The organism is Bradyrhizobium sp. SZCCHNRI3052 (assembly GCF_032484895.1).
GTDB lineage: Bacteria > Pseudomonadota > Alphaproteobacteria > Rhizobiales > Xanthobacteraceae > Bradyrhizobium.
The window spans coordinates 896,618-918,017 of the sequence record NZ_JAUETW010000002.1 but is presented as its reverse complement, the minus strand read 5'-3'; the positions used below and the strand labels follow the sequence as shown (position 1 = coordinate 918,017).

35 protein-coding genes are annotated in these 21,400 nt (G+C 60.4%); 34 read left to right on the top strand and 1 reads right to left on the bottom strand.

Going from position 1 to position 21,400, the window contains the following annotated elements; translation table 11 throughout:
• Nucleotides 1-207 precede the first annotated feature (207 nt).
• A complete protein-coding gene (locus QW887_RS09485) occupies nt 208-831 on the bottom strand; it encodes a hypothetical protein (RefSeq protein ID WP_315740030.1) in 624 nt (207 codons plus the stop codon).
• A gap of 127 nt (nt 832-958) precedes the next feature.
• Here QW887_RS09485 and QW887_RS09480 point away from each other — a divergent pair, with 127 nt between their 5' ends.
• From QW887_RS09480 to QW887_RS09315, 34 genes are all read left to right on the top strand, one after another.
• Nucleotides 959-1,786, top strand: coding sequence for a helix-turn-helix domain-containing protein (locus tag QW887_RS09480; protein ID WP_315740029.1), 828 nt, complete (start codon nt 959-961; stop codon nt 1,784-1,786).
• 270 nt (nt 1,787-2,056) lie between these two features.
• Nucleotides 2,057-3,568, top strand: coding sequence for a DnaB-like helicase C-terminal domain-containing protein (locus QW887_RS09475; RefSeq protein ID WP_316194421.1), 1,512 nt, complete (start codon nt 2,057-2,059; stop codon nt 3,566-3,568).
• Between the two features lie 61 nt (nt 3,569-3,629).
• Nucleotides 3,630-4,244, top strand: coding sequence for a single-stranded DNA-binding protein (gene ssb / locus QW887_RS09470; RefSeq protein ID WP_316194420.1), 615 nt, complete (start codon nt 3,630-3,632; stop codon nt 4,242-4,244).
• Nucleotides 4,245-4,328: 84 nt separating this feature from the next.
• Complete coding sequence (locus QW887_RS09465) at nt 4,329-4,661, top strand: HNH endonuclease signature motif containing protein (RefSeq protein WP_316194419.1); 333 nt, start codon at nt 4,329-4,331, stop codon at nt 4,659-4,661.
• A 115-nt stretch (nt 4,662-4,776) separates the two neighbouring features.
• A complete protein-coding gene (locus QW887_RS09460) occupies nt 4,777-5,166 on the top strand; it encodes a hypothetical protein (RefSeq protein ID WP_316194418.1) in 390 nt (129 codons plus the stop codon).
• Nucleotides 5,167-5,169: 3 nt separating this feature from the next.
• The gene (locus QW887_RS09455; RefSeq protein WP_316194417.1) at nt 5,170-5,526 is read left to right on the top strand and encodes a hypothetical protein; all 357 of its coding nucleotides are present in this window, start codon (nt 5,170-5,172) and stop codon (nt 5,524-5,526) included.
• On the top strand, nt 5,507-6,097 hold the full coding sequence (locus tag QW887_RS09450; protein WP_316194416.1) for a hypothetical protein: 591 nt from the start codon (nt 5,507-5,509) through the stop codon (nt 6,095-6,097). The genes QW887_RS09455 and QW887_RS09450 overlap by 20 nt, the downstream gene beginning before the upstream one ends.
• Entirely contained in the window at nt 6,087-6,728 is a 642-nt protein-coding gene (locus tag QW887_RS09445; protein ID WP_316194415.1) for a hypothetical protein, read from the top strand. Before QW887_RS09450 ends, QW887_RS09445 begins: the two co-directional genes overlap by 11 nt.
• A 15-nt stretch (nt 6,729-6,743) precedes the next feature.
• The gene (gene dnaQ, locus QW887_RS09440) at nt 6,744-7,445 is read left to right on the top strand and encodes a DNA polymerase III subunit epsilon (RefSeq protein WP_316194414.1); all 702 of its coding nucleotides are present in this window, start codon (nt 6,744-6,746) and stop codon (nt 7,443-7,445) included.
• Nucleotides 7,442-7,735, top strand: a complete 294-nt coding sequence (locus QW887_RS09435) for a hypothetical protein (protein WP_316194413.1) — start codon at nt 7,442-7,444, stop codon at nt 7,733-7,735. The genes dnaQ and QW887_RS09435 overlap by 4 nt, the downstream gene beginning before the upstream one ends.
• Nucleotides 7,736-7,780: 45 nt before the next feature.
• On the top strand, nt 7,781-8,746 hold the full coding sequence (locus QW887_RS09430) for a YqaJ viral recombinase family protein (RefSeq protein ID WP_316194412.1): 966 nt from the start codon (nt 7,781-7,783) through the stop codon (nt 8,744-8,746).
• 36 nt (nt 8,747-8,782) lie between these two features.
• A complete protein-coding gene (locus QW887_RS09425) occupies nt 8,783-9,577 on the top strand; it encodes a hypothetical protein (protein ID WP_316194411.1) in 795 nt (264 codons plus the stop codon).
• Entirely contained in the window at nt 9,567-9,767 is a 201-nt protein-coding gene (locus QW887_RS09420) for a hypothetical protein (protein WP_316194410.1), read from the top strand. Before QW887_RS09425 ends, QW887_RS09420 begins: the two co-directional genes overlap by 11 nt.
• Nucleotides 9,768-9,771: 4 nt before the next feature.
• Nucleotides 9,772-10,278 (top strand): hypothetical protein, encoded by a 507-nt coding sequence (locus tag QW887_RS09415; RefSeq protein WP_316194409.1) that lies wholly within the window; start codon nt 9,772-9,774, stop codon nt 10,276-10,278.
• Nucleotides 10,278-10,685, top strand: coding sequence for a hypothetical protein (locus tag QW887_RS09410; RefSeq protein WP_316194408.1), 408 nt, complete (start codon nt 10,278-10,280; stop codon nt 10,683-10,685). The genes QW887_RS09415 and QW887_RS09410 overlap by 1 nt, the downstream gene beginning before the upstream one ends.
• Nucleotides 10,682-10,837, top strand: a complete 156-nt coding sequence (locus QW887_RS09405; RefSeq protein WP_316194407.1) for a hypothetical protein — start codon at nt 10,682-10,684, stop codon at nt 10,835-10,837. Before QW887_RS09410 ends, QW887_RS09405 begins: the two co-directional genes overlap by 4 nt.
• Entirely contained in the window at nt 10,834-11,070 is a 237-nt protein-coding gene (locus QW887_RS09400; RefSeq protein ID WP_316194406.1) for a hypothetical protein, read from the top strand. Before QW887_RS09405 ends, QW887_RS09400 begins: the two co-directional genes overlap by 4 nt.
• Nucleotides 11,067-11,345, top strand: coding sequence for a hypothetical protein (locus tag QW887_RS09395; RefSeq protein WP_316194405.1), 279 nt, complete (start codon nt 11,067-11,069; stop codon nt 11,343-11,345). The genes QW887_RS09400 and QW887_RS09395 overlap by 4 nt, the downstream gene beginning before the upstream one ends.
• A gap of 16 nt (nt 11,346-11,361) precedes the next feature.
• Nucleotides 11,362-11,541, top strand: a complete 180-nt coding sequence (locus QW887_RS09390; protein ID WP_316194404.1) for a hypothetical protein — start codon at nt 11,362-11,364, stop codon at nt 11,539-11,541.
• Between the two features lie 31 nt (nt 11,542-11,572).
• A complete protein-coding gene (locus tag QW887_RS09385) occupies nt 11,573-12,082 on the top strand; it encodes a hypothetical protein (RefSeq protein ID WP_316194403.1) in 510 nt (169 codons plus the stop codon).
• 226 nt (nt 12,083-12,308) lie between these two features.
• A complete protein-coding gene (locus QW887_RS09380) occupies nt 12,309-12,620 on the top strand; it encodes a hypothetical protein (protein ID WP_316194402.1) in 312 nt (103 codons plus the stop codon).
• Nucleotides 12,617-12,892, top strand: a complete 276-nt coding sequence (locus tag QW887_RS09375) for a hypothetical protein (protein WP_316194401.1) — start codon at nt 12,617-12,619, stop codon at nt 12,890-12,892. The genes QW887_RS09380 and QW887_RS09375 overlap by 4 nt, the downstream gene beginning before the upstream one ends.
• Nucleotides 12,892-16,332: an adenosylcobalamin-dependent ribonucleoside-diphosphate reductase gene (locus QW887_RS09370; RefSeq protein ID WP_316194400.1), complete on the top strand. Its 3,441-nt coding sequence runs from the start codon at nt 12,892-12,894 to the stop codon at nt 16,330-16,332. The genes QW887_RS09375 and QW887_RS09370 overlap by 1 nt, the downstream gene beginning before the upstream one ends.
• Nucleotides 16,329-16,463 (top strand): hypothetical protein, encoded by a 135-nt coding sequence (locus QW887_RS09365; RefSeq protein ID WP_315768576.1) that lies wholly within the window; start codon nt 16,329-16,331, stop codon nt 16,461-16,463. The genes QW887_RS09370 and QW887_RS09365 overlap by 4 nt, the downstream gene beginning before the upstream one ends.
• A gap of 127 nt (nt 16,464-16,590) precedes the next feature.
• The gene (locus tag QW887_RS09360; RefSeq protein WP_315768578.1) at nt 16,591-17,028 is read left to right on the top strand and encodes a Tellurite resistance protein TerB; all 438 of its coding nucleotides are present in this window, start codon (nt 16,591-16,593) and stop codon (nt 17,026-17,028) included.
• 65 nt (nt 17,029-17,093) lie between these two features.
• Nucleotides 17,094-17,759 (top strand): TerC family protein, encoded by a 666-nt coding sequence (locus QW887_RS09355; protein WP_315782214.1) that lies wholly within the window; start codon nt 17,094-17,096, stop codon nt 17,757-17,759.
• On the top strand, nt 17,759-18,094 hold the full coding sequence (locus QW887_RS09350) for a hypothetical protein (RefSeq protein WP_316194399.1): 336 nt from the start codon (nt 17,759-17,761) through the stop codon (nt 18,092-18,094). Before QW887_RS09355 ends, QW887_RS09350 begins: the two co-directional genes overlap by 1 nt.
• The gene (locus QW887_RS09345) at nt 18,078-18,221 is read left to right on the top strand and encodes a hypothetical protein (RefSeq protein ID WP_316194398.1); all 144 of its coding nucleotides are present in this window, start codon (nt 18,078-18,080) and stop codon (nt 18,219-18,221) included. Before QW887_RS09350 ends, QW887_RS09345 begins: the two co-directional genes overlap by 17 nt.
• The gene (locus QW887_RS09340) at nt 18,218-18,601 is read left to right on the top strand and encodes a nucleoside triphosphate pyrophosphohydrolase family protein (protein WP_316194397.1); all 384 of its coding nucleotides are present in this window, start codon (nt 18,218-18,220) and stop codon (nt 18,599-18,601) included. The genes QW887_RS09345 and QW887_RS09340 overlap by 4 nt, the downstream gene beginning before the upstream one ends.
• Nucleotides 18,602-18,666: 65 nt before the next feature.
• Nucleotides 18,667-19,056, top strand: a complete 390-nt coding sequence (locus tag QW887_RS09335) for a hypothetical protein (RefSeq protein WP_315782209.1) — start codon at nt 18,667-18,669, stop codon at nt 19,054-19,056.
• 211 nt (nt 19,057-19,267) lie between these two features.
• Nucleotides 19,268-19,726 (top strand): hypothetical protein, encoded by a 459-nt coding sequence (locus QW887_RS09330; RefSeq protein WP_315782207.1) that lies wholly within the window; start codon nt 19,268-19,270, stop codon nt 19,724-19,726.
• A gap of 12 nt (nt 19,727-19,738) precedes the next feature.
• Nucleotides 19,739-19,948 carry a hypothetical protein gene (locus tag QW887_RS09325; protein ID WP_316194396.1) on the top strand — a complete coding sequence of 70 codons (210 nt, stop codon included), beginning with the start codon at nt 19,739-19,741 and terminating at the stop codon, nt 19,946-19,948.
• Nucleotides 19,945-20,877, top strand: coding sequence for a thymidylate synthase (gene thyA, locus QW887_RS09320; RefSeq protein WP_316194395.1), 933 nt, complete (start codon nt 19,945-19,947; stop codon nt 20,875-20,877). Before QW887_RS09325 ends, thyA begins: the two co-directional genes overlap by 4 nt.
• Entirely contained in the window at nt 20,874-21,191 is a 318-nt protein-coding gene (locus tag QW887_RS09315; protein ID WP_315739998.1) for a hypothetical protein, read from the top strand. The genes thyA and QW887_RS09315 overlap by 4 nt, the downstream gene beginning before the upstream one ends.
• The last annotated feature ends 209 nt before the right edge of the window (nt 21,192-21,400 follow it).

The following is a 21,400-nucleotide window of genomic DNA, read 5'->3' as shown; positions in this document are numbered from 1 at the left end:
TCTTTAGAAAATGAAACTAGGGTTGAACGGGATTTCCTCCCAGAATCGTTTTCGAGCAGTGATCTTCTGGTCAAGAATTCCGTTTGCATGCCGGCCCCATCCATTTGTTTGGATGCTAACACCTCTCCCCTAGTCTAGGTTTCAGGCGAATGCAACGAAATTTTCGTTCGCCATCCGTTCTCATTTTTCCGCAAATCTATAATAAAATCAATAACCTGCTGCTTGCGAGGCGGGCGCAGCAATTTTGAGCATTGCTAACAATTGCCTGAACTCCTGCAAATGCAGGCCTGCATGTACGATGGCGATCGCATCTGCAACATGCTCATTGTCCAGATGCAACTCGCCTTTCCGGTTCAGAATCTTACCGCCTTTCCCAATCGTGTCGCGGTCGTAGAGCTTCCAGGGAGCCTCTGGATAGCGCCGCGCAGCCCAGGAGATGATCTCCGGCTTCTCGGCCTTTGGATTGCCCACGCTCCCCTTCTTCGTCTCCAGCGGCATGACCTGGAAGAGCGGGATCTGGATCGACGCGAGAACGCCAGCGGCAGCTCCAAAGCCGTAGGAGGCTCTTGCAGCCTTGGCGCCTGACGGGATCTCCGCAAAGGCCACCGTGCAGCCGGCAAGCTCCTCGTGGAGCCCGGCATGCAGCTCTCGGGCACGTCGCAGGTCATCCGAGTTCTGCCGGATCAGCTTCTTTTTGCCGGCCAGCTTCTCGGTCGAGATCGTTCGGAATCTATCGAGCTTCAGTTCCAGCGTGCTGAGGTCGAGCCACATTCGGGCGATCCCGAAATTGGCGAACGCCGGATCGAGGCCGGCTACGAGGATGGGGTTCATCGGTCCCTAGTGGGTGTCGGTGTTGCCGCATCACCACATCTCGTGGCTTGCCTTTGCATTTGCATTCGGGCAAATACATCACCCCTCGCCGGCCGTCAAGCTGGCGACAGCCAACAAGAAACATCGCATGAGCCTCAGAGCACTCACCTGGGCGTTCGACCTTGTCGACGCGGATCTCACACCCACCCTCAAGCTGGTCCTCATCACGCTGGCGAACTACGCCAACGAGAAGTTCGAGACCTATCCGAAGCAGAGCACGATCGCCGTCAAGTCCTGCTTGACCCGGCAGACGGTCTGCACGGCACTGACCAAGCTGGAAGATCTCAACCTCATCACCTCCACCCAGCGCTACTACGACAACGGCGGATTCCGCTCGAAGGTCTACCGGCTGAACGTGCCGGCGGCGCTGGAGGAGAGCATCAATGATGATGACCCCCTGTCAAATACGCCGACACCGGGGGTGTCAAATTCCCCGACACCGGGTGTCAGCGACGATGACAGGGGGTGTCCGCCTCCCCGACGAGCCCTGTCAAATACGCCGACAAGGGGTGTCGGCGAGGCCGACAACAATAACCGTGTACTAGAACCAGACTCAGAACCGAAACCAGAACCACGTCGCAAGCAGCGACGGACGGCGGAGTGGCCTTCGGATTACGAGGAGCAGTTCTGGGCGGTTGTTGCCAAGAAAGTCGGCAAGGAAGCTGCACTGGCCAAGCTCGCTCGGATCGAGAAGGCCGACAAGGTCGAGTTCAAGGACATCATCGAAGGCATGCGCCGGTACGCAAACAGTCCGGACGTGCGTCGAGACCTCCGTGATCCGGATCGTCGCCGGTTCGTCATGCATCCGACAACCTGGCTCAACCAGGGCCGGTGGTCGGACGAAGACGGTATGCCGCCGGAGTCATCCGATGATCGCCATCGCCGGGTCCTGGCACGACGCACGGTGGCGATCTGATGGCTGGCGTCGATGTCGGAAAGGTGCTGGCTGAGCACGGTATCAAGCTCAGGTCCCTGAAGTTCGGCAACCAGTACACGCTCTGTCCGATGTGCTCGCACACGAGGAAGGGGGCTCACAAGAAGATCCGATGCCTCAGCGTCAAGATCGACGATCGAGGCGTCGTCTGGAATTGCCACCATTGCACATGGAGTGACGGAGAGAATGCTAAGCGAGAAGCACGCGAGAGGACTGGAGGACAGAGGCCTGTGCCCCGAACTGGCGGTGGCTATGGGGCTCTACAGCGGGAGTCTCTCGCGCGATGGGCAGGACCAGGTCATTGTCGTTCCGGACCCGGACGGTAAGGTTCTGTGCTGGCCCTATTTCGAAGAGAGCGACACGGAGGTCAACTGCAAGTACCGCTGGGCGCAGGACGGCGAACGCCGCTTCATGCAGAAGCGGAACGCTGCCAAGACCCTCTACAACGCGAAGATCTTCTGGGACGAAGCGATCATGAACCGGCTCGAAGCCGGAGCGGAATCGCTCATCTGGACGGAGGGCGAGCCTGACTGCCACGCCGTGCTCCTGTCCGGCTACGATACCTGCGTATCCGTGCCGGATGGAGCGCCGCCGGCTCGCGACAAGAACGGCAAGCTGATCCACGTTCCTGACGATGATCGGGACATCGACCCCGAGGACGATGACAAGTTCTCGTTCATGGGCCGGCTGATGGACTCGCTGCAGCGGGTCAAGCACCACATCATCGCTGTCGATGGTGACGAACCTGGCGGCCGGCTCGCGAAGGAACTGGTGCGGCGCCTCGGCGCGGCCAAGTGTCTCTGGGTCGAGTACCCAAAGGACGAGGTCGTTCCGGACAAGAAGCGCAGAGGCAAGAAGCGCGCTTGCAAGGACATGAACGAGGTCAAGCTGTACCTCGGCGCCGAGAAGGTGCGGGAGCTGATCGATAACGCCAAACCGTGGCCGGTCAAGGGCCTGTTCCGGCTGAGCGACTATCCCGAGGTTGAGATCCCGCCGATGGCTGAGGTCGGGATTTCGGACATCCTCGACAAGCACATGAAGTTCTACCCCGGCCAGTTCGTCGTTGCCACCGGCATCCCGAACGTCGGCAAATCGACCTTCATCAACCAGTGCGCCGTGCTGCTCGCCAAGCGGCACAAATGGCCGGTCGCGATCTTCTCAGGCGAGAAGGACGTCAAGCCGTTCCTGGCGCACGAGCTGATGACCGCCTGCCTCGACAAGCCTCGCGAGGACTGGTCGATGGAGGAGAAGCTGCGTGCGACGGCATTCGTTCAGCGCTACTTCCAGTTCATCGACTACGACGACTCGATGGAAGGCGATATCGACCTGAAGTTCGTCCTCGACACGGCTGCTGCCGCGGTCTTCCGAGACGGCGTGAAGTTGCTGATCATCGATCCCTGGAACGAGCTGGAGCACACCAGGCCGCCCAGCGTGTCGCTGACTGAATACGTTGGAAAGGCTATCAAGCAGATGAAGCGCTTCGCAAAGCAATTCGGCGTCTGCGTCATCGTCGTGGCTCACCCGACGAAGCTGGACCCGAAGGTCACGCCAGGCCTCTACAACATCTCAGACTCGGCGCACTGGGCCAACAAGGCGGACCTGGGCATCGTCGTCAACGCTGATCCCGAGCGCGCGGAAGAGGCGCCAAACGAACGTCAGATCATCATCCCAAAGGTGAGGCTGAAGCGGATCGCCGGTATGACCGGCACCGTGGATCTGACCTTCGACGATCGAGCGAGCCTGTTTCGCAAGTTCGATTTTTGAAAAAGTGTTTGCATGAATGCAAATGCTATGGTAGTGCAAACTGGAAAAGGAGAGACCATAGATGTCAGGTTCAGTGAACATGGTGATCCTCGCCGGCAATCTCGGCAAGGATCCTGAGGTGAAGAACCTCAGCAACGGCAAGTCGGTGTGCAACTTCTCGATTGCCACTTCCGAGACCTGGAAGGATCGGGACGGCGAGCGCCAGGAGAAGACCGAGTGGCACAACTGCCAGGTCTGGCAGGAAGGCCTGATCAAGGTCATCGAGCAGTACCTGTCCAAGGGCGACAAGGTTCACGTCGTCGGCAAGATCCAGACCCGCAAGTGGGAAGATCAGGATGGCAAAGATCGCTACTCGACCGAGATCGTGGTCGACAAGCTGACCATGCTGTCCACGAAGGGCAACGGCGGCGGCCGTGACGATGATGACCGCGGTGGTCGCTCGCGCAGCCGCGATGATGATGGCGGTGGCCGCTCGCGCGGCGGTGACGAAGGCGGCCGAAGCCGCAGCCGCTCCCGCGACGATGACCGCGGTGGCGACGATCGCGGTGGCGGTCGTTCGGCGAGCCGCAGCTCGTCCCGAGACGATCGTGGTCGGGATGACGACAGGGGCTCCTCGCGCTCGTCGAGCCGCTCCTCGTCGCGCCGCGATGAACTAGACGACGAGATTCCATTTTAGAGTCCGGTCGTGAATGACAACAACGAAATCTGGAGGCCGATACATCGGCTGCCAGAGTACCTCGCATCCTCCCTCGGGAGGGTGATGAGGATCCCTTATGTGGCCGCAATGCCTCATGGCGGATCCAGGTTCTACGGCGGTGAGCCGCACTTTGGTCAGTGGGACAGCGAGCAAAATCGCTTCGTCCTGATGTTCAAGGGGAGGACGTACCGCGTGGCCGTGCTCATCTGCGAAGCGTTCAACGGTGAGAAGCCGTTCGCTGATGCGGTTGTGATGCACCTCGACGAGGACAGCCGGAACAACCGGCCGACCAACCTCGAATGGGGCACACAGAAGGAGAACCTAAATTTTCCTGGCTTCAAGCAGAAGCGCTCGGAGTTGAGCACGAAATGCTGGTCTGATCGCAAGGTCGCCTAGCTGAGCTTCCCCGTTGAGCGGGGAAAATGCGGGGGCGCCTCCTACTTGGTTGGCGTGCAGGGGGCGCCCCTCTGTCTTTCGATTTGCATGAATGCCAACGGAGCAACAAAAGCAAATGAGAATCTTCCAGGTTACGCCGGACGGCATGGCTTCGCTGTTCGACGCGCATCACGCTCAGGAAGCTGACGAGCACGGTGAGTGCTCCTGCCCGCCTGGCATCTGCATCGAAGGCGCTACGCCAGCCGATCTCGACACGCCCGGCTTCCCGCCTCTCGAAGAGGTCCTCAGCGACCTCATGACGATCCTCGCCGAGGATGATCTCGACGAGAACGATGACGAAGACGATTTCGAGATCGAGTTCGAGCCAGACTTCGAATTGAGCGATGAGCCGCTCACCAAAGCGCAGCAGCTCGACCAGCTCGGATCCATCGTCGAGGACGTGACATCGCTCGCGGGCCTCTATGCCACGATGGTCCACGAGGACCGCAGCGAAGGCGAGGACTGAGCCATGGCTCGCACAGTCCTGGACGTCTCTCCCGGCGCCCTCTCGGACTACTACGACTGGCTCAAGGACGCGCCTGCCGGCGACGTCCTGGTCTACTGGAGCGGTGACCTCCAGTACGACCGCCAGGTCGTGATCCCCGAGACCGACGTGCTGCGCGGAAACGAGCGGCTCCGTCTCGCAACCCTCAACGTTCTCGCCGACCGCATCTTGGAGGACGCCAAGCATGGTCACCTCCTGCTCACGCAGAAGCGGATCGGTACGAACATCTTCGAATACCGAGCAACCCGCCGCCGGCAGCCCGCTTTCGGCAGCGACATCACGGGCAAGAAGATCACACCGCATGACCTCGTCCTCGCATGAGGATCGCACGAATGCTCTGAGCTGGCTGGCGCACGGTGCCCAGCTGGCTTTCGAGCTGAAGGGCGATCAAGCCAAGCACAGTGACGTCATCTGGCAGCTCCTGGTCGAGGCGATCGAAGTGATCGACAAGACGCCCGACCAGGAACGCCGTTGGCTGACTTCCGGCAACCGCTCAGGCGGTTGGAACATGGTCGGCATGTCGCGTGCCGAGCTGCTCGTGATCGAGCGTATCCGCCTCCTCAGTGCGATGAAGCCCTATGACGGACAGACCAAGGTCTCCCCCCAGAGAGACGATGTTGAACGATCTCTTGGCGTTCTGTCGTGGATGCGGTGGTGCAACGCCGCAAGACTGGCAGATCGACTTGTTAAGGCAGCTGTCGCGCTGGCACGCGGCGGGGAGGCCGAGATTGTGCATCGACTTTATTGCCCGACGCGGAAGTCTCGCAACCGGCAGGCCTCCTACGAAATCAAACAACGCACGGTCGGCTTCATTCTGACCGGACTCAAAAACGATCTCGGCATTGTGCCGGGTCACGGCCTCTCATTCCAGGAGCTGAACCATGCTGCATGATCTGCCGCTGCCGAAGAGAATCGACGTCGATCAGATCGTCGAGCATTCGTTCAAGGACTATCACGTCAAGGGCTTCGACTATCTCTGTCTCCAGCGTTCACCGGAGGAGACGGTGAAGCTGTACTTCTTCGACGGCGATATCTCCAAGCTGCCGGAGGTCGTGGCTCCGCACAATCACCGCTACGATTTCGAGACCTATGTCGCGGCCGGCCTCAGCGAGAACATCTGGTTCACGCGATCGGCGATGCGCCCAGAGCATCAGGGCACGGTCTTCAACTGGTTCGAGTATCGCACCCCGCTCAACGGCGGCGACGGCTTCACCTTTGCCGGCGAGGAAGAGCTGTTCGAGGCCAAGCGTGGTCGGTTCGGAGTTGGCGACTCCTACTTCATGCATGCCGAGGATCTGCACACAATCCGCATCGTCCAGAACGAGACGCTGCTGATGCTGGTGCAGTTCGAGGACATCGTGCCGCTCGACAAGCCGACGTGGACCTATTGCGAGAGCAACGCTCCGCCCCTGGACGGCCTCTACACCAAGTTCACTGCCGATGATGTCACCAGCCGGCTCCGCAAGTTCGAGGAGCGCACCGGCCTGGTGTTCAGCTCGATCGGCACCCGCAACGTCGCGTAGCCAACGGAGACCGCCTTGAAGCGCGAGATCATCCTCGATACGGAGACCACGGGACTCGATCGCAAGACTGATCGAATCGTCGAGATCGGCTGTGTCGAGGTGATCGATCTCATGCCGACCGGAAAGACGTTCCACAAATACATCAATCCGACGCATCCTGTTCACAAGGAAGCGTTCAAGGTCCACGGGCTCAGCAACGAGTTCCTAAAGAAATTCCCGACGTTCCGCCGACAGGTCAACCAGTTCCTCACCTTCATCGAGGGTGCGACGCTGGTCGCCCACAATGCCGGATTCGACGTCGGAATGCTCAATGCCGAGCTGGACCGCCTCGATCTGCCGCCGCTTCAAAACGAGATCGTCGACAGCCTGGCGCTCGCCCGCGAGAAGCGCCCCGGGGTCAGGCACACGCTCGACTCACTGTGTAAGACGTTCGGCATCAACCTGAGCAAGCGCGACAAGCACGGCGCGCTGCTCGATGCTCAGCTGCTTGCAGAAGTCTACTGCGAGCTGCGCGGCGGCCGGCAGATGGGGATGTCCCTGGACCTGTTCTCAGAGTCCACGGAAGCTGCTCCCATTGTCATCAGACAGCGACCTGTGCCGCTTGCGCCAAGGATCACAGACGATGACCGAGCCCTGCACGCGCAGTTCATCAGCGAGATGAAGGACGCAATCTGGCTCGACTATCGCGACCAGAAACTCGAGAAATCAGCAGCATGACCAACAAACATAAAGAGTGTTTCTATTGCGGTGGATTAGTCGCCGAGAGAAGTGGTCAAGGAGATCACTTCCCGATCCCCGACAGAAATGGCGGCCTTGAAACAGTGCCGTGCTGCGTGTCGTGTCACGACATGAAGGACAGGTTCACGCTCGAAAACTGGCCGATGGATTGGCTTTACAAAGTTTTGGCTGATTTCCCGAAGCTATCTAGGGAGACGAGGATTTTCCTAGCCAAAACGATGGCGATCGCATCCGACCTCAAACAGGAGCGCATGCGTCCAAACGCATGAACTAAACACTTGCACATATGTTTGCTTGAATGCAAAGGAAAGAATATGAGCGCACCAGCACTTTACCGGCGTACTGGCCACCTTGGCATGAGCGCCGAAGCCCGTGCCGCCCGCAAGACCTCGATTGGTGGATCGGATGCCAAGATCATCATGTCCGGTGATCAGAACGCGATCGAGCGTCTCTGGGCAGAGAAGCGTGGCGAGATGGCGCCGGATGACCTCAGCGAGGTCATCCTGATCAATCTCGGCAACCTGACCGAGCCGCTGAACGCCGACCTGTTCGAGAAGGACACCGGGCTATGGGTGACCGACGAGCAGAAGAAGGTCTTCTACGAGGACTGGGAGAACGCCCACGCTACGCTCGACGGACTGGTCCGAGAGAATGAGACCGGTCCTGCGATCGCGATGGTCGAGTTCAAATTCATGTTCCCGTTCGGCTTCTCGCTCGATGCGGCGATCAAGAAGTACTTCCCGCAATGCCAGCACAACATGATGGTGACCGGCATGCCGGTCTCTTACCTGTCGATCCTGACCGGTGCTGCGCAATGGTACAAGGTCGAGATCGAGGCCGACATCTTCTACCAGGTTGAGCTGCTGAAAGCCGAGAAGGACTTCTGGGATTGCGTCCAGACCGGCCGCATCCCCGGCAATCCGGTGATCAAGGTCGAGATCAAGGATCGCATAAAGATCGTCGACATGAGCGAGAGCAACGAGTGGGCATCTCTGGCTCACGATCTGAAGCGTACGCTCACTGCCGCCAAGAAGCACGAGGCGGCGAAGAAGGCGATCAAGAAGCTGATGCCGGAGGATGCCCTCCAGGCAGCCGGCAAGGGCGTGACCATCAAGCTGTCGAAGGACGGCAAGCTCCTGATCGATTGCGACAAGGACGAGGTCAAGAAGGTCGACGACGAGCAGGCCTGGTTCCCGCCGGAGGCGAAGAAGTCAAAGGGCGGCGGCAGGAAGAAAGCCAAGGCCGACAATGACAACACCGAGGAAGCAGAGGCGGCCTGACCGCCCCTGCCCTCACCTTTCACCAAGAGGAAGACCATGAGCAATCCATCCGAAAACCTCGCGATCTGGAACGAGGTCGAGCAGACCGACCCAAACTTCACCAAGTCGTTCAACCGCGGCGGCGGCTTCAAGGGTACGGCGACCAACGCCACGTACCTGATCAAGAAGGCCACGAAGATGTTCGGCCCGATCGGCATCGGCTGGGGCTGGACCATCGTCGAGGACAAGTTCCAGCCAGGCCAGGACAAGGACGTCATCCACATCCTGAAGCTGAAGCTCTGGTACATGTGGCGCGACAAGAAGGGCGAGGTCGAGCACTTCGGTCAGACCACCTTCGTCGGCAAGAACAAGAACGGCTGGTACACCGACGAAGAGGCGCCGAAGAAGTCACTCACGGACGCGCTGTCGAAGGCGCTCAGCACGCTCGGCTTCGCTGCCGACATCCACCTCGGCATGTATGACGACAACCGCTACGTCAGCGATCTGAAGCAGGATTTCCGCGGCTCTGACGAGTTCGACAGCGCCAACGACAATCAGGATCGCGGCGATCGCGGCGGCAAGTCGACTGACAAGGGCGGATCCTCGAAGGGCGGAAAGTCCAAGCGCGGACCGTCCGTCGACGAGAAGGAGCAGGACTCCATCCTCGACCACTGGGAGGATCAGATCGCCCAGGCCAACTCCGTCAAGGAGATCATGGAGATCATCGCCGAGAAGGCGTTCGCCGAGGATCTGGCGAAGCTCCACGAGGATGACGAGGCTCTCATCCGCAAGAAGGCCAGTGACCGCTCTCAGGAGCTGAAGTCGGCCAAGACCAAAGCGAATGCGAGCTAAGTCGCGCGCATACGTCCAGCTCGCCTTGCAGGTCATCCAGCTCGCCCAGAGCACGGATGATCTGCGGGCCTGGTGGGCGGCCGAGAGAGATCACCGCTACGACTACGGCCTGACGGACGATCAGATCGAGCGGCTCAAGGAGGCGTGCAAGGAGCGTGTGCTTCGCCTCGGTGGAGAGCTACGGGAATGAGCAGATGAGCAAGGCATCGAGCAAGTCGAGCAACCCCTGGATCTACGTCGTCAAGAACGAGGATGGGCACCTTGTGCCCTATGCGCCTTACGACCGAGAGAAATTCGACGAACTGCCGGTCAACAAGCTGCTGCGCGTCAACATTGTCCAGCAGCGCAACGCGCCACGGCACCGGCTCTATCGGGTGATCCTGCGCCTGGTCGTCCAGAACACCGACCTGTTCGTGTCGGAGGACAGTCTGCACAAGACCCTGCTGGTCGGCTGCGGCGTGGTCGAACCCATCATGACGGTTGCCGGCGAAATCATGATGGTCCCGTCGTCGACGGCCTACGATGCGATGACCGAGGAAACCTTCAAGCCGTTCTTCGACAAGGCCATGAACATCATCGAGACCAACATCCTCCCGGGGATCGACATTGATGAGCTGCTGAAAGAAGCCAGGAAGCAGGCGAATTACAAGGAACCGGCGAACGACAACGAAGATCGCCACAAGGACGAGGATGCAGCGTGATGGCAAACGTAGTGGAAGGCGAGCCGCGCAACAGCCAGGAATGGCACGGCTCCTATCTGGACGAGGATGGCATGGTTGCCGACATCGTCGCGAAGGTGAAGGCCGATCCGGTCGCTCTGCAGCGCTGGCTCGATCCGGTCAGCTGGCGCCCGCCGACCATGAACCCGTACCTGGCCGAGCTGAAGAAGGAGCCTGATCACGCCGGATGCCTTTGGCACGCGGGCATGTCCATCCGAAACTTCTATGGACTCTGGCACGCCAGCAACCCGCATACCGCCTTCGACCTCCATGATGACGTCGAGATCACGGACGGCATCATCACCGACAAGCGGCATCCGGACAACTTCTCGGACCGCGTGATCGAGCGCGTGAAGGCCGAGCTGGCGAAGCTGTCGGAGGTCGCATGAAGGTCTACCGGCCGATCATCAGTCTGCCGACCGGTTTTTGGGGCGGGGAATGGATTTTCCTCGCCAAGTCCGAAGGCGACGCCCTCCGGATGCTCAGACGGCGGATCGAGGCCGGCAAGGTGAAGTGGACGCCGCATGGAGCGCTGAAATGATCAAGCTAGATGACCAATCAACATGGCCTGAGATCGGCAGCATCTGGAGCCACTACAACGGAAATGTCTACGAGGTCGTGATGTTCACGAACATCGATAGCACCCGACAGGATCAGTATCCCACGACCATCGTCCACCGCAACGTCGTGAACGGAAAGAACTACAGCCGAAAACTGGCCGACTGGAAGCGCTCCATGACCCAGCTGCATCCACTGCCAGGGATGACGCCATGAACCCGAAATATCTCCCGACCACGCCCTATGGAAGACACGCCAGACTCTTTGAGGAGATCGGCGAGGTGCTGCAGGCGGACAGCAAATGGCGCCGCTTCGGCAGCTTCAGCCGGCACCCGAATGGCGGACCGACAAATGCCGAGCACATGCTGGCGGAACTGCATGACCTGAAGCACGCGATCGAGGCCTACATCCCTGATGTCGAGGCCACGATCCAGTTGGATAGCCAAGCCGCAGCGGACAACGACCATGCCGAGATCACCGAGGCTAACTGAGGCCCAGAAGCGGTTCATGGACGAACACGCTCCGGCCTATCTGTGTTGGATGGACGACACCAGTTCGGCTCTGCCGATCTTGCCGATGCGGCGGCTGAAGCGGACCTTCGACGCGATGGTGCGCAAGGAGTTCCTTACGCCTGACGGGCATATCACCGAGCTGGGGCGAGAGACCTGGCTCAAAACATTTGCTTGATTGTTTGCATTAATGCAAATATGAAGAACGAATGCAAAGCGTCCTCGATCTTGCTCCCCCGAAGGGCTTCCGGAAGGCCATTCCGGACAGAGTGAAGGTGCAGGTGATCCTGCAGCAGAACGCCACCTGCACGAAGTGCGGTGAGCGCCTGGGCAAGATCGAGGACTGCGAGTTCGACCACATCCCCGCGCTGGGACTGCGGTGCTGGGACGCTGAGGCCAAGGATACGACGCCGAGGGCGAACGATCCTGCCTTCATCGAGGGCAAGCACAAGGACTGTCACGCGAAGAAGACGTTCGGCTCGCATGGCGAGTTGGCGCGCGGCGACGTCACCGAGATCGCCCGCACCAAGCGGATCGCGAAAGAGACCGAGGATTTCAGGCGTCGAATGCTGGCGAAGGTCGACCCTGATGCGGAGGTCGATGCACCGCCGCGGCGCCCCAAGAAAGCGTGGCCGAAACGGCCTTTTCCGAAGCGGGGCAAGAAGCATGAAGCGCGAGGTGAGAGAGGTCCAGCAGGAAGTTCAGATCCTGAAGGATAACGGAGAGATCGAAGACTTCAGGCTTGGTCACAGCGCCAAGCACCGGACGGTCAACTTCCAATTTCGCGGCGCCTGGTACTCGACCGTTTTCCCGTCAACGCCTCGCACGCCCTACGCCAACAATTTCGTTCGTCAGCAGATCAGACGCCAAATCCGGCGTCTGGAGACGCTTTGAGTTCACCAAAGAGAGGAAGACATGGACGCTTTACGAGTTGAAGACACGTCGATGGGACTGATGAAGGCGCTGCATTTCATCACGACGCAGCAGCAGAGACGGAAGGTCAAGCCGAAGTTTCAGTACGCCTCGGCCGGATCCACCACCCGGGCCACTCGGTGTCTGACGCGCTTCGAGCGCAGCCACGTCACGGAACTGGTCCAGCAGCTCGTTCCTCTCGATCCGAAGGCGCAGCAGGATCAGATCAAGGAGATCATGCAGCAGCTGTCGAAGCTGCCGGTCGCCTTCTTCCCGGTCAAGCGCGAGATGCGGATCGACTATTCGAAGACCTATCCCTACCGGTCGACGAAGCGCGGCGGATGACCGCGATCACTGCAAGCATCCGGAAGGCACAGCGTGTCGCGATCGACGCAGGCGGATTCAACCTGCGTGGCGTGATCTACGGCGACACCAAGGGCCGCTATCGCGATGGCTGGTTCTTCTACACCGCGAAGGTGGTGGCGGAGATCGAGCCGAACGTCTTCCGGACTGCAACGGGCAATGTCTACCAGGTTGAGACCTGGTCGGCGCCGTCAAAACCCACCAACGAGTATGACCCCCTCCCGGCCGATTGGCCGTACTGCGCGAGTGCCTGATGAGAATTGAACGACGATATACGACTGCCGGCCAGGATCCCTATGGCCAGATCGAATGGCGCAAGGCGACCAGCGAGATCCGCAATCCGGATGGGACCGTGGTCTTCCGTCAGGAGGGCATCGAGATCCCGGCTGCGTGGTCGCAGGTCGCAACCGACGTGCTGGCGCAGAAATACTTCCGCCGCGCCGGTGTGCCGAAGCAGCTCATGCGCGTCGAAGAGGACGGCGTGCCGGAATGGCTCCAACGCCGCGTCTCCGTGCCGTACTTTGAGAGCGACGCGGCCAACTGGCTGACCGCGGAGGCGTCGGCCAAGCAGGTGTTCGATCGTCTCGCCGGCTGCTGGACCTATTGGGGCTGGAAGGGCGGCTACTTCTCGCCCGGCCCGATGAGCACGTTCACGAGCCTCGCCAGCATGAAGGCCGAGCAGGAGCAAGACGCACGCGCATTCTTCGACGAACTCCGCTTCATGCTCGCCAGCCAGATGTTCGCGCCGAACAGCCCGCAGTGGTTCAACACGGGTCTGCACTGGGCCTACAGCATCGACGGTCCGGCCCAGGGCCACTTCTATGTCGATGATGCGATTTATACGGCGCACCAGAATGATGACCTCTATCCGGACTCGCTGGCGGTTGTCCCTTCGCGCTCGGCATACGAGCGTCCGCAGCCGCATGCCTGCTTCATCCAGGGCATCTTGGACAACCTGATCCAGGACGGCGGCATCATGGACCTGTGGGTCCGCGAGGCTCGACTGTTCAAGTATGGCTCCGGCACGGGAACCAACTTCTCAAGCCTCCGCGGCAAGAACGAGGGGCTGTCCGGCGGCGGAAAATCATCGGGCATGATGTCGTTCCTCAAGATCGGCGATCGCGCTGCCGGCGCCATCAAGTCGGGCGGCACCACGCGCCGCGCGGCCAAGATGGTCGTCGTCGATGTGGACCATCCGGACATCGAGGAGTTCGTCACCTGGAAGGTCGAGGAGGAGCAGAAGGTTGCGGCGCTGGTGGCCGGCTCGAAGGCTGCCAAGAAGCTGTTGCAAGCCGTCTGGGAAGCGTGGGGCGACGGCGAGAGCCGCGATACCCCGTCTATGAAGGAGGCCATCCTCGCCGCCAAGCGAGCCTTCATCCCGGACACCTACATCAACCGGGTGATCCAGCTCGCAGAGCAGGGTGAGAACTTTTACGCCGAGGAGTTCGACGTTGACTGGCAGTCGAAGGCCTACGAGACCGTGTCTGGCCAGAATGCCAACAACACGGTGTCGGTGACCAACGACTTCCTGAAGGCGGTCGAGCAGGACACGAAATGGAATCTGATCGCTCGCACCACCGGCAAAACGGTGAAGACGGTCGATGCCACGTATCTATGGGACACCATCGCTCGCGCGGCGTGGGAGTCGGCCGATCCTGGCCTGCACTTCAACACCACGATGAACGAGTGGCATACGTGCCCGGCCGGCGGCGACATCCGGGCGTCGAACCCTTGCTCGGAGTACATGTTTCTCGACGACACCGCCTGCAACCTGGCGTCGGCGAACCTGCTCAAGTTCACGGCGAGCCATGGTGATGGTCCGATCGTGTTCGAGACGGAGAGCTTCATCCACGCCTGCCGTCTGATTCAGATCGTACTCGAGATCTCGATCTACATGGCGCAGTTTCCATCAAAGGAGATTGCCAAGCTCTCATACGAATACCGCACCACGGGCCTCGGCTACGCCAACATCGGCGGCATGCTGATGACCATGGGCCTCCCCTACGACTCCGACGAGGCTCGGGCTTTGGCTGGAGCTGTCGCGGCGATCATGACAGGGACTGCCTACCTGACCTCCGCCGAGATGGCGCGGGAACGGGGTCCGTTCGTCAAGTTCGAGGAGAACCGGCATTCCATGCTGCGCGTGATCCGCAACCACTATGCGGCGGCGGAGAATGGCGATGCGGAGTTCGAGGGGCTGACGATCAAGCCGGTGCCGCTCGATTGGGACAACTGCCCCCAAACCGATCTGCCGGCGCGGGCTTCTGCCATCTGGGCTGAGGCAGTCGAGTTGGGCGAGGCTTACGGCTTCCGCAACGCCCAGACCACGGTCATCGCGCCTACGGGCACGATCGGCCTGGTGATGGACTGCGACACCACGGGCGTTGAGCCCGACTTCGCTCTGGTGAAGTTCAAGAAGCTGGCCGGCGGCGGCTACTTCAAGATCATCAACCAGGCCGTGAAGCCGGCGTTGCAGCAGCTCGGCTACACGGCGAAGCAGATCGACGAGATGGTGACCTATGCTACGGGCACTGGCATCCTGCCAACCTACCTCCAGGGACTGCTCGATGACCAGGGGATCAAGGTCACTCCTGAGCAGGTCAAGTCGACCTTCGACGTTCGCTTTCTGGCTGACTGGGCATCTCTGGATCCCAAGCTGCCAGGGGTGATGGAGGAGATCAACCAGAAGGTCTGCGGAACCATGACTCTGGAAGGTGCCCCACACTTGAAGGAGGAGCACTACGCGATCTTCGACTGTGCCACCCCATGCGGCAAGCTGGGAACGCGGTCGATCTCCACTGAAGGCCACATCCGAATGATGGCGGCAGTACAGCCGTTCATCTCTGGCGCTATCAGCAAGACCATCAACATGCCTGCAACGGCGACGATCGCGGACGTGAAGGCGGCCTACATGCTGTCGTGGAAGCTGGGTCTGAAGGCCAACGCTATCTATCGCGATGGCTCGAAGCTGTCCCAGCCGTTGTCTTCGGCCCTGGTCGAGGACGAGGCGATCGAGGATGAGGCTCCGAAGACGGTCATCCAGGTGATCGAGAAGATCGTCCGGAAGCGGGAGAAGCTGCCGCACAAGCGGGCCGGCTACACCCAGCGCTCGATCGTCGGCGGGCACAAGCTCTATCTCCGGACCGGCGAATACCCGGACGGGCGATTGGGCGAGATCTTCATCGACATGCACAAGGAAGGCGCTGCCTTCCGGTCGGTGATGAATGCCTTCGCCATCGCTGTGAGCCTCGGCTTGCAGTACGGCGTGCCGCTGGAGGAGTTCGTCGATGCGTTCACGTTCTTCCGGTTCGAGCCCTCCGGGTTCGTTCAGGAGCATGGTCGCATCAAGAACGCGACCTCGATCATCGACTTCGTGTTCCGGGACATCGCGATCAACTACCTCGATCGTGATGACCTGGCGCACGTCACCCCGGAAGAGAGCGGCCACACCGCGATTGGTGATGGGGTGAATGGGGCGCCTGCTGTCGTCGTCAACGTCGCTGCCGGTGCTGACGTCAAGAAGGTGATCGAAGCTACGTCGAAGGCCATCGACAAGGCGCTGGATAAGCGCTCCGTCGCCAAACTGAGCGGATACACCGGGGACACCTGCGGATCGTGCGGGAACGTCACCATGGTCCGCAACGGCACCTGTCTCAAATGTGACACGTGCGGCGAGACCACGGGGTGTTCATGACCTGGCTGAAGCGACTGCTCTGCCTGTTCATCGATCACAGGCGGGAAGCTGACGACGAAGGGGCTTACGGAAGCTACGGCTGGAAGTGCCCGCGCTGCGGGGAGACTGGCTTCGGCATTCACGACATGTGAGCCGTAGGCGACAAGAACGGAACGGATCTACGGGTCCGTTCGCTTTTTTGCTTGCTTGAATGCAAATATTGCAGTAATGCAAACCCACGCAGGCGGGCAGCCTGCAACCGAACCAAAGGACTGAAACATGGGCTTCCTCTCCAATCTCCTGAAGCAGGCCGACAAGGCGATCAACAGCTACACGGGCGACAAGGCTTTCCTGGCCGGCGTCGCTGCAGCGGCTGCCAACGTCACCGCGGCGGATGGCTCGATCGATGACGCCGAGATCAATGCTGCGATCTCCGGCATGCTGGCGAACCCGATCGTGTCGGCTTCCTACTCCGCCTCGCAGATCGAGGAGGCTCTCAACGCCGCCCTCGCCCGCGCCAAGAGCCGCGCCGGCCGCATGGAGAACAAGCGCGCCATCGAGGCACTGATGACCCGCGACATCTCCGCTCGCCAGGACGTGTTCCTGATCGCCGCCGACGTGGCCGACCAGGACGGCATCGGTGACCAGGAGCGCGTCGTGCTCGCCGATATCGGCAAGGCGCTCAACGTCGACGACAACAAGCTGCTCGCTGCCTGATCCGGCGCTTCATTTGAACGGGGCGGTCCTTCGGGGCCGCCCTTTTTCTTGAACTGGAGATTTTCATGGACCACCTGTTCTGGGTCGCGCTTCTCGGTATCGTCTGGGTCGACCTCTTGCTCTCTGGCGACAACGCCCTCGTCATCGCCATGGTCAGCCGGCAGCTGCCGAAGGACCAGCAGAAGTGGGGAATCATCGGCGGCACGGCAGTGGCTATCCTACTCCGCGTCGTGATGGCCACGGTCGCCAACAGCCTGCTCGACGTTCCTGCACTCGGTATCCTCGGCGGCGCCTATCTGCTCTGGGTCGCCATCAAGCTGATCATCGTCAACGATGACGATGTCAGCGAGAAACCGGTCACGACCCTCTGGTCAGCGATCACGACCATCGCCATCGCCGATGCAACCATGAGCACCGACAACGTCATGGCGATCGCGGCACTCGCACACGGTCACGTGGGGTTGATGGCGATCGGCGTCCTCCTGTCGATCCCGCTCGTGATCGCCGGCAGCGCTATCATCTCGATGATGATCGAACGCTTCCCTGCCCTGAAATGGGCCGGCGCAGCCCTGTTGGGCTGGGTTGCTGGCGGCATCATCGGATCTGATCCTTGGTATCCGTGGCCCTGGGGTCCGAATGCCTTCACCGGCCTGATGATCGTCGTCACCGCAGGATGGATCGTCCATCTGTACCGTCAGATCGACAAGGCCAAGGAAGTGCCGACAGTCTGATGTTCACCGAGCTGGAGATCGTCGAGCGCTGTCTGCTGATGTTCTCCAAGCCTGGGCGCTGGACGCAGAAGACGCTTGCGAGGGACCGACAGGGTAAGCCGGTTCCGGTATTCAGCGAGATGGCGCGGTCCTTTGACATCGAGGGCTGCATCAGAAGAGCCGCTGGCATCGAAGACCGAGGCGCGTACGCGCGCTTCGTGCCCCTCATCAAGAGCCAGGTCGGCAAGCAACCATTCGACTGGAACGACCAGCGAGGCCGCATCCAGAAGGAGGTGGTCCGCATGTTCGAAGACCTAGCTGACGAACTGAGGTTTGGAAATGGACGTCACGGTTGACCAGCTCTGGGAAGCCCTGAAGCAGGTGTGCGGCAGCAATCCAGACAAGTCGAAGATCAAATCGCTCGTCGTCGTGCGGCGCGAGCACATCAAGGCCGCCATGGCCATCGTGAAGGAGAAGAAATGAGCATCGTGAACACCAACATCGATACCCAGGAGCCGATCAGAGCCGAAGAGCTGATCCGCGGATTCGACCTCTACCAGGAGCAGTCCATCAAGACGATCGCATACGGCGACGACATGAAGCTCTGGTATCCGGCGCTCGGCCTCGGCGAGGCCGGTGAGGTCCAGAACAAGGTCAAGAAGATCTTCCGCGATGACGGCGGCATCCTCACCGAGGAGCGCAAGAAGGCCATCGTCAAGGAGATGGGCGGGAACCTGTGGTATCTCGCGGCCCTGGCCCACGGCATGGGCATGAGCCTCGGCGAGATCGCGCTCTCCAACATCAGTGAGCTGCGCGGTCGCGTCGATCGCGGCACACTCCAGGGCGACGGCGACGATCGCTGACATTTCGCTTGACGTTTCGTTTGCTTGAATGCAAATAACGTCACATGCAAACAGGAGAGAGAACCTTGGACGCGAAACAGGCAGAGGCCAAGGCGTACGAACTGATCTTCGCCGAGATCAGCCGCCAGAACGAGATGTGGGGTGCGCTCGACACCCGCCGGGACGTCGGTAACGGCGAGCTATTCGAAGCAGGCGTCGGTCAGCTCGATGCTGTGTTCGATCGCCGCAACGGTGACGAGGCCGCCTTCGACGGACCGCCGCAGATCTATCCCGAGGGATGGAGCGGATTCCGCAGCTACGGGGGCGATATCCCGAACATCATCGTCGGTGTTGCCTTCCTCATCCAGGAGACCAAGCGCCTGCTGATGAACGGCGAAGATCCGACCCGGCTCTCCCGCCGGCCCGATCAACCCTACAACCCTGAAACCGGCTTGCCGGCAACAATCGAGGCCTGACATGCCCGTATTCGGCGTCTTTCTCGCCAACCACGTTCTCGATGCAATCGGCCTGCTCACGATCATCGCGAGCGCCGTCAAGATCACCAAGGGCTATCCGATCAGCCGCTGGTTCTTTTGACGCCCAGGCGTTTGCTTGAATGCAATCGACGGCCGCCTACGGGCGGCTGTCCTCTTTCATTTTGTCCATTTTCAGAGCGCGGAGCGAGCCATGAGCAGGTCGGGATACAGCGAGGATTGCGACGATGATCAGTGGGGCTTCATCCGGTACCGCGGCATGGTTGCCAGTGCCACGCGCGGCAAGCGCGGCCAGTCCCTTTTTCGAGACATCCTGATCGGCATGAACGGGATGATCTGCAAGCGCCTGATCGCCGACGAGTTGGAGCAGGAAGGCGCGGTCTGCGCTATCGGAGCCGCCGGCAAGGTTCGCGGTGTCGACATGTCCAGCATCGATCCTGAGGACTCCGACACGGTCGCCGGCAAGTTCGATATCGCCGACTGTCTGGCTCGCGAGATCGTCTGGATGAACGACGAGTGCGGTTCGACAGGCGAGTGGCTCGAAGACAAACGGCGGTGGCGCCGAGAGACCCCAGAAGATCGCTTCAACCGCATGCGCAAGTGGGTCCGTTCGCAAATCACAGACCCCCTGTTCGACGTGGTCTGGTGCTGAGGGAGTTCAATCATGACAACCATGAGCAAGACCATCGTCAAATTCCTCCCGCCCGAGGAGGTCGGTGAGGACCAGGCTGGATGGTGGCTCCTCCACATCGACATGAATGCGGATGGCACTGAGGCTGGCTGTTACGACGCCGCTGGTCCGTACGACAGCAAGGAAGAAGCAGACCGCCTGGCTCTGCCCTGGACCAAAGATCAGGAGGCTGCCGCAGCATGAAAAAGTACCACGACCTGCTCCAGAAGATCCTCACCGAAGGCGTGCAGAAGGGCGATCGCACCGGCACGGGCACATTGTCGATTTTCGGTCACCAAATGCGTTTCGACCTGAACGAGGGTTTCCCACTGCTGACCACGAAGCGTCTGCCGTTCAAGGCTATCGCGATAGAGCTGCTGTGGTTCCTGCGTGGCGACACCAACATCAAATTCCTGCACGACCACGGCGTGACCATCTGGGACGAGTGGGCGGATGCCAACGGTGATCTGGGCCCGGTCTACGGCGCGCAATGGCGGTCATGGCCGGCATACGATCGAGCGCCAGACCACATGCAGGATGCCTGCTACGTCACGTACACGGGACGCAATATCGACCAGATCGCCAACGTCGTCGAGATGATCAAGCGCAATCCGGACTCGCGACGTCTGATCGTCTCAGCCTGGAATCCGGCCGAGGTCGATCAGATGGCACTGCCGCCCTGCCACTGCCTGTTCCAGTTCAATACCAGGCCGATGACGTTGGAGGAGCGCCTCCAATTCGCAGGCGTCACAGCTGATCAGGTAGACGACCCCGAGGTGTTCCTGGGCGTGAATCGATACCCCTCGCGATACCTCGACTGCCAGCTATATCAGCGCTCGGCAGACGTGTTTCTCGGCGTCCCTTTCAACATCGCGTCCTATGCGCTGCTGACGCATATGATGGCGCAGGTGACCAACATGGCGCCGGGTCATTTCGTGCATTCGTTCGGCGACACGCACCTTTACCTGAGCCATCTGGAGCAGGCGAAGATGCAGCTAACGCGAGAGCCGCGACCATTGCCGAAGGTTGGACTCGACCCAGCCCGGATGGACATCTTCGAGTTCACATATGACGACATCGTCCTCTACGGCTACGACCCGCACCCATCGATCAAGGCGGACGTGTCCGTATGACGAAGGTAGCAAGCTCGTTCTACTCTGCGGCGGTCCCGCATCGGGATATCGATGGTCTCTATCACGCGACCTTCGGTATCCCAGGCGACCAGCCGCAGTGGGTCAATGGTCAGGATGGCAAGCGAGACGTTTTCCGCAGCCATGATGCAGCCGTCCTGGCTGGCTTCCGGGTCCTGGTGGCCAAGCTCAATCGAGCGCGCCAGGAGCAGACCTTCCAAGTGAAGGGGCATGTTCATCCAAGGACGAGGAGTTGGACTGCACCGGTCGACACCAGAGAACCAACTATTGAGCAGGTGTTCGGGAGTAAGAAATGACTGGTCTACCAAAGATCAATGGAGTTGGTAATGTCGACCTCATCGGGCCCAACACTCCGCTGAGATTGGAAACGGCAGCAAGACTCGCCTTCCCGGACGGGTCGATGAAGCTGGCCGGACTGCGTCGAGAGATCGCTCGCGGCCGGCTCACCTATGAAACGATCGCAGGCAAGCATTACACCACGCTCGCGAACATCGAGGCCATGAGA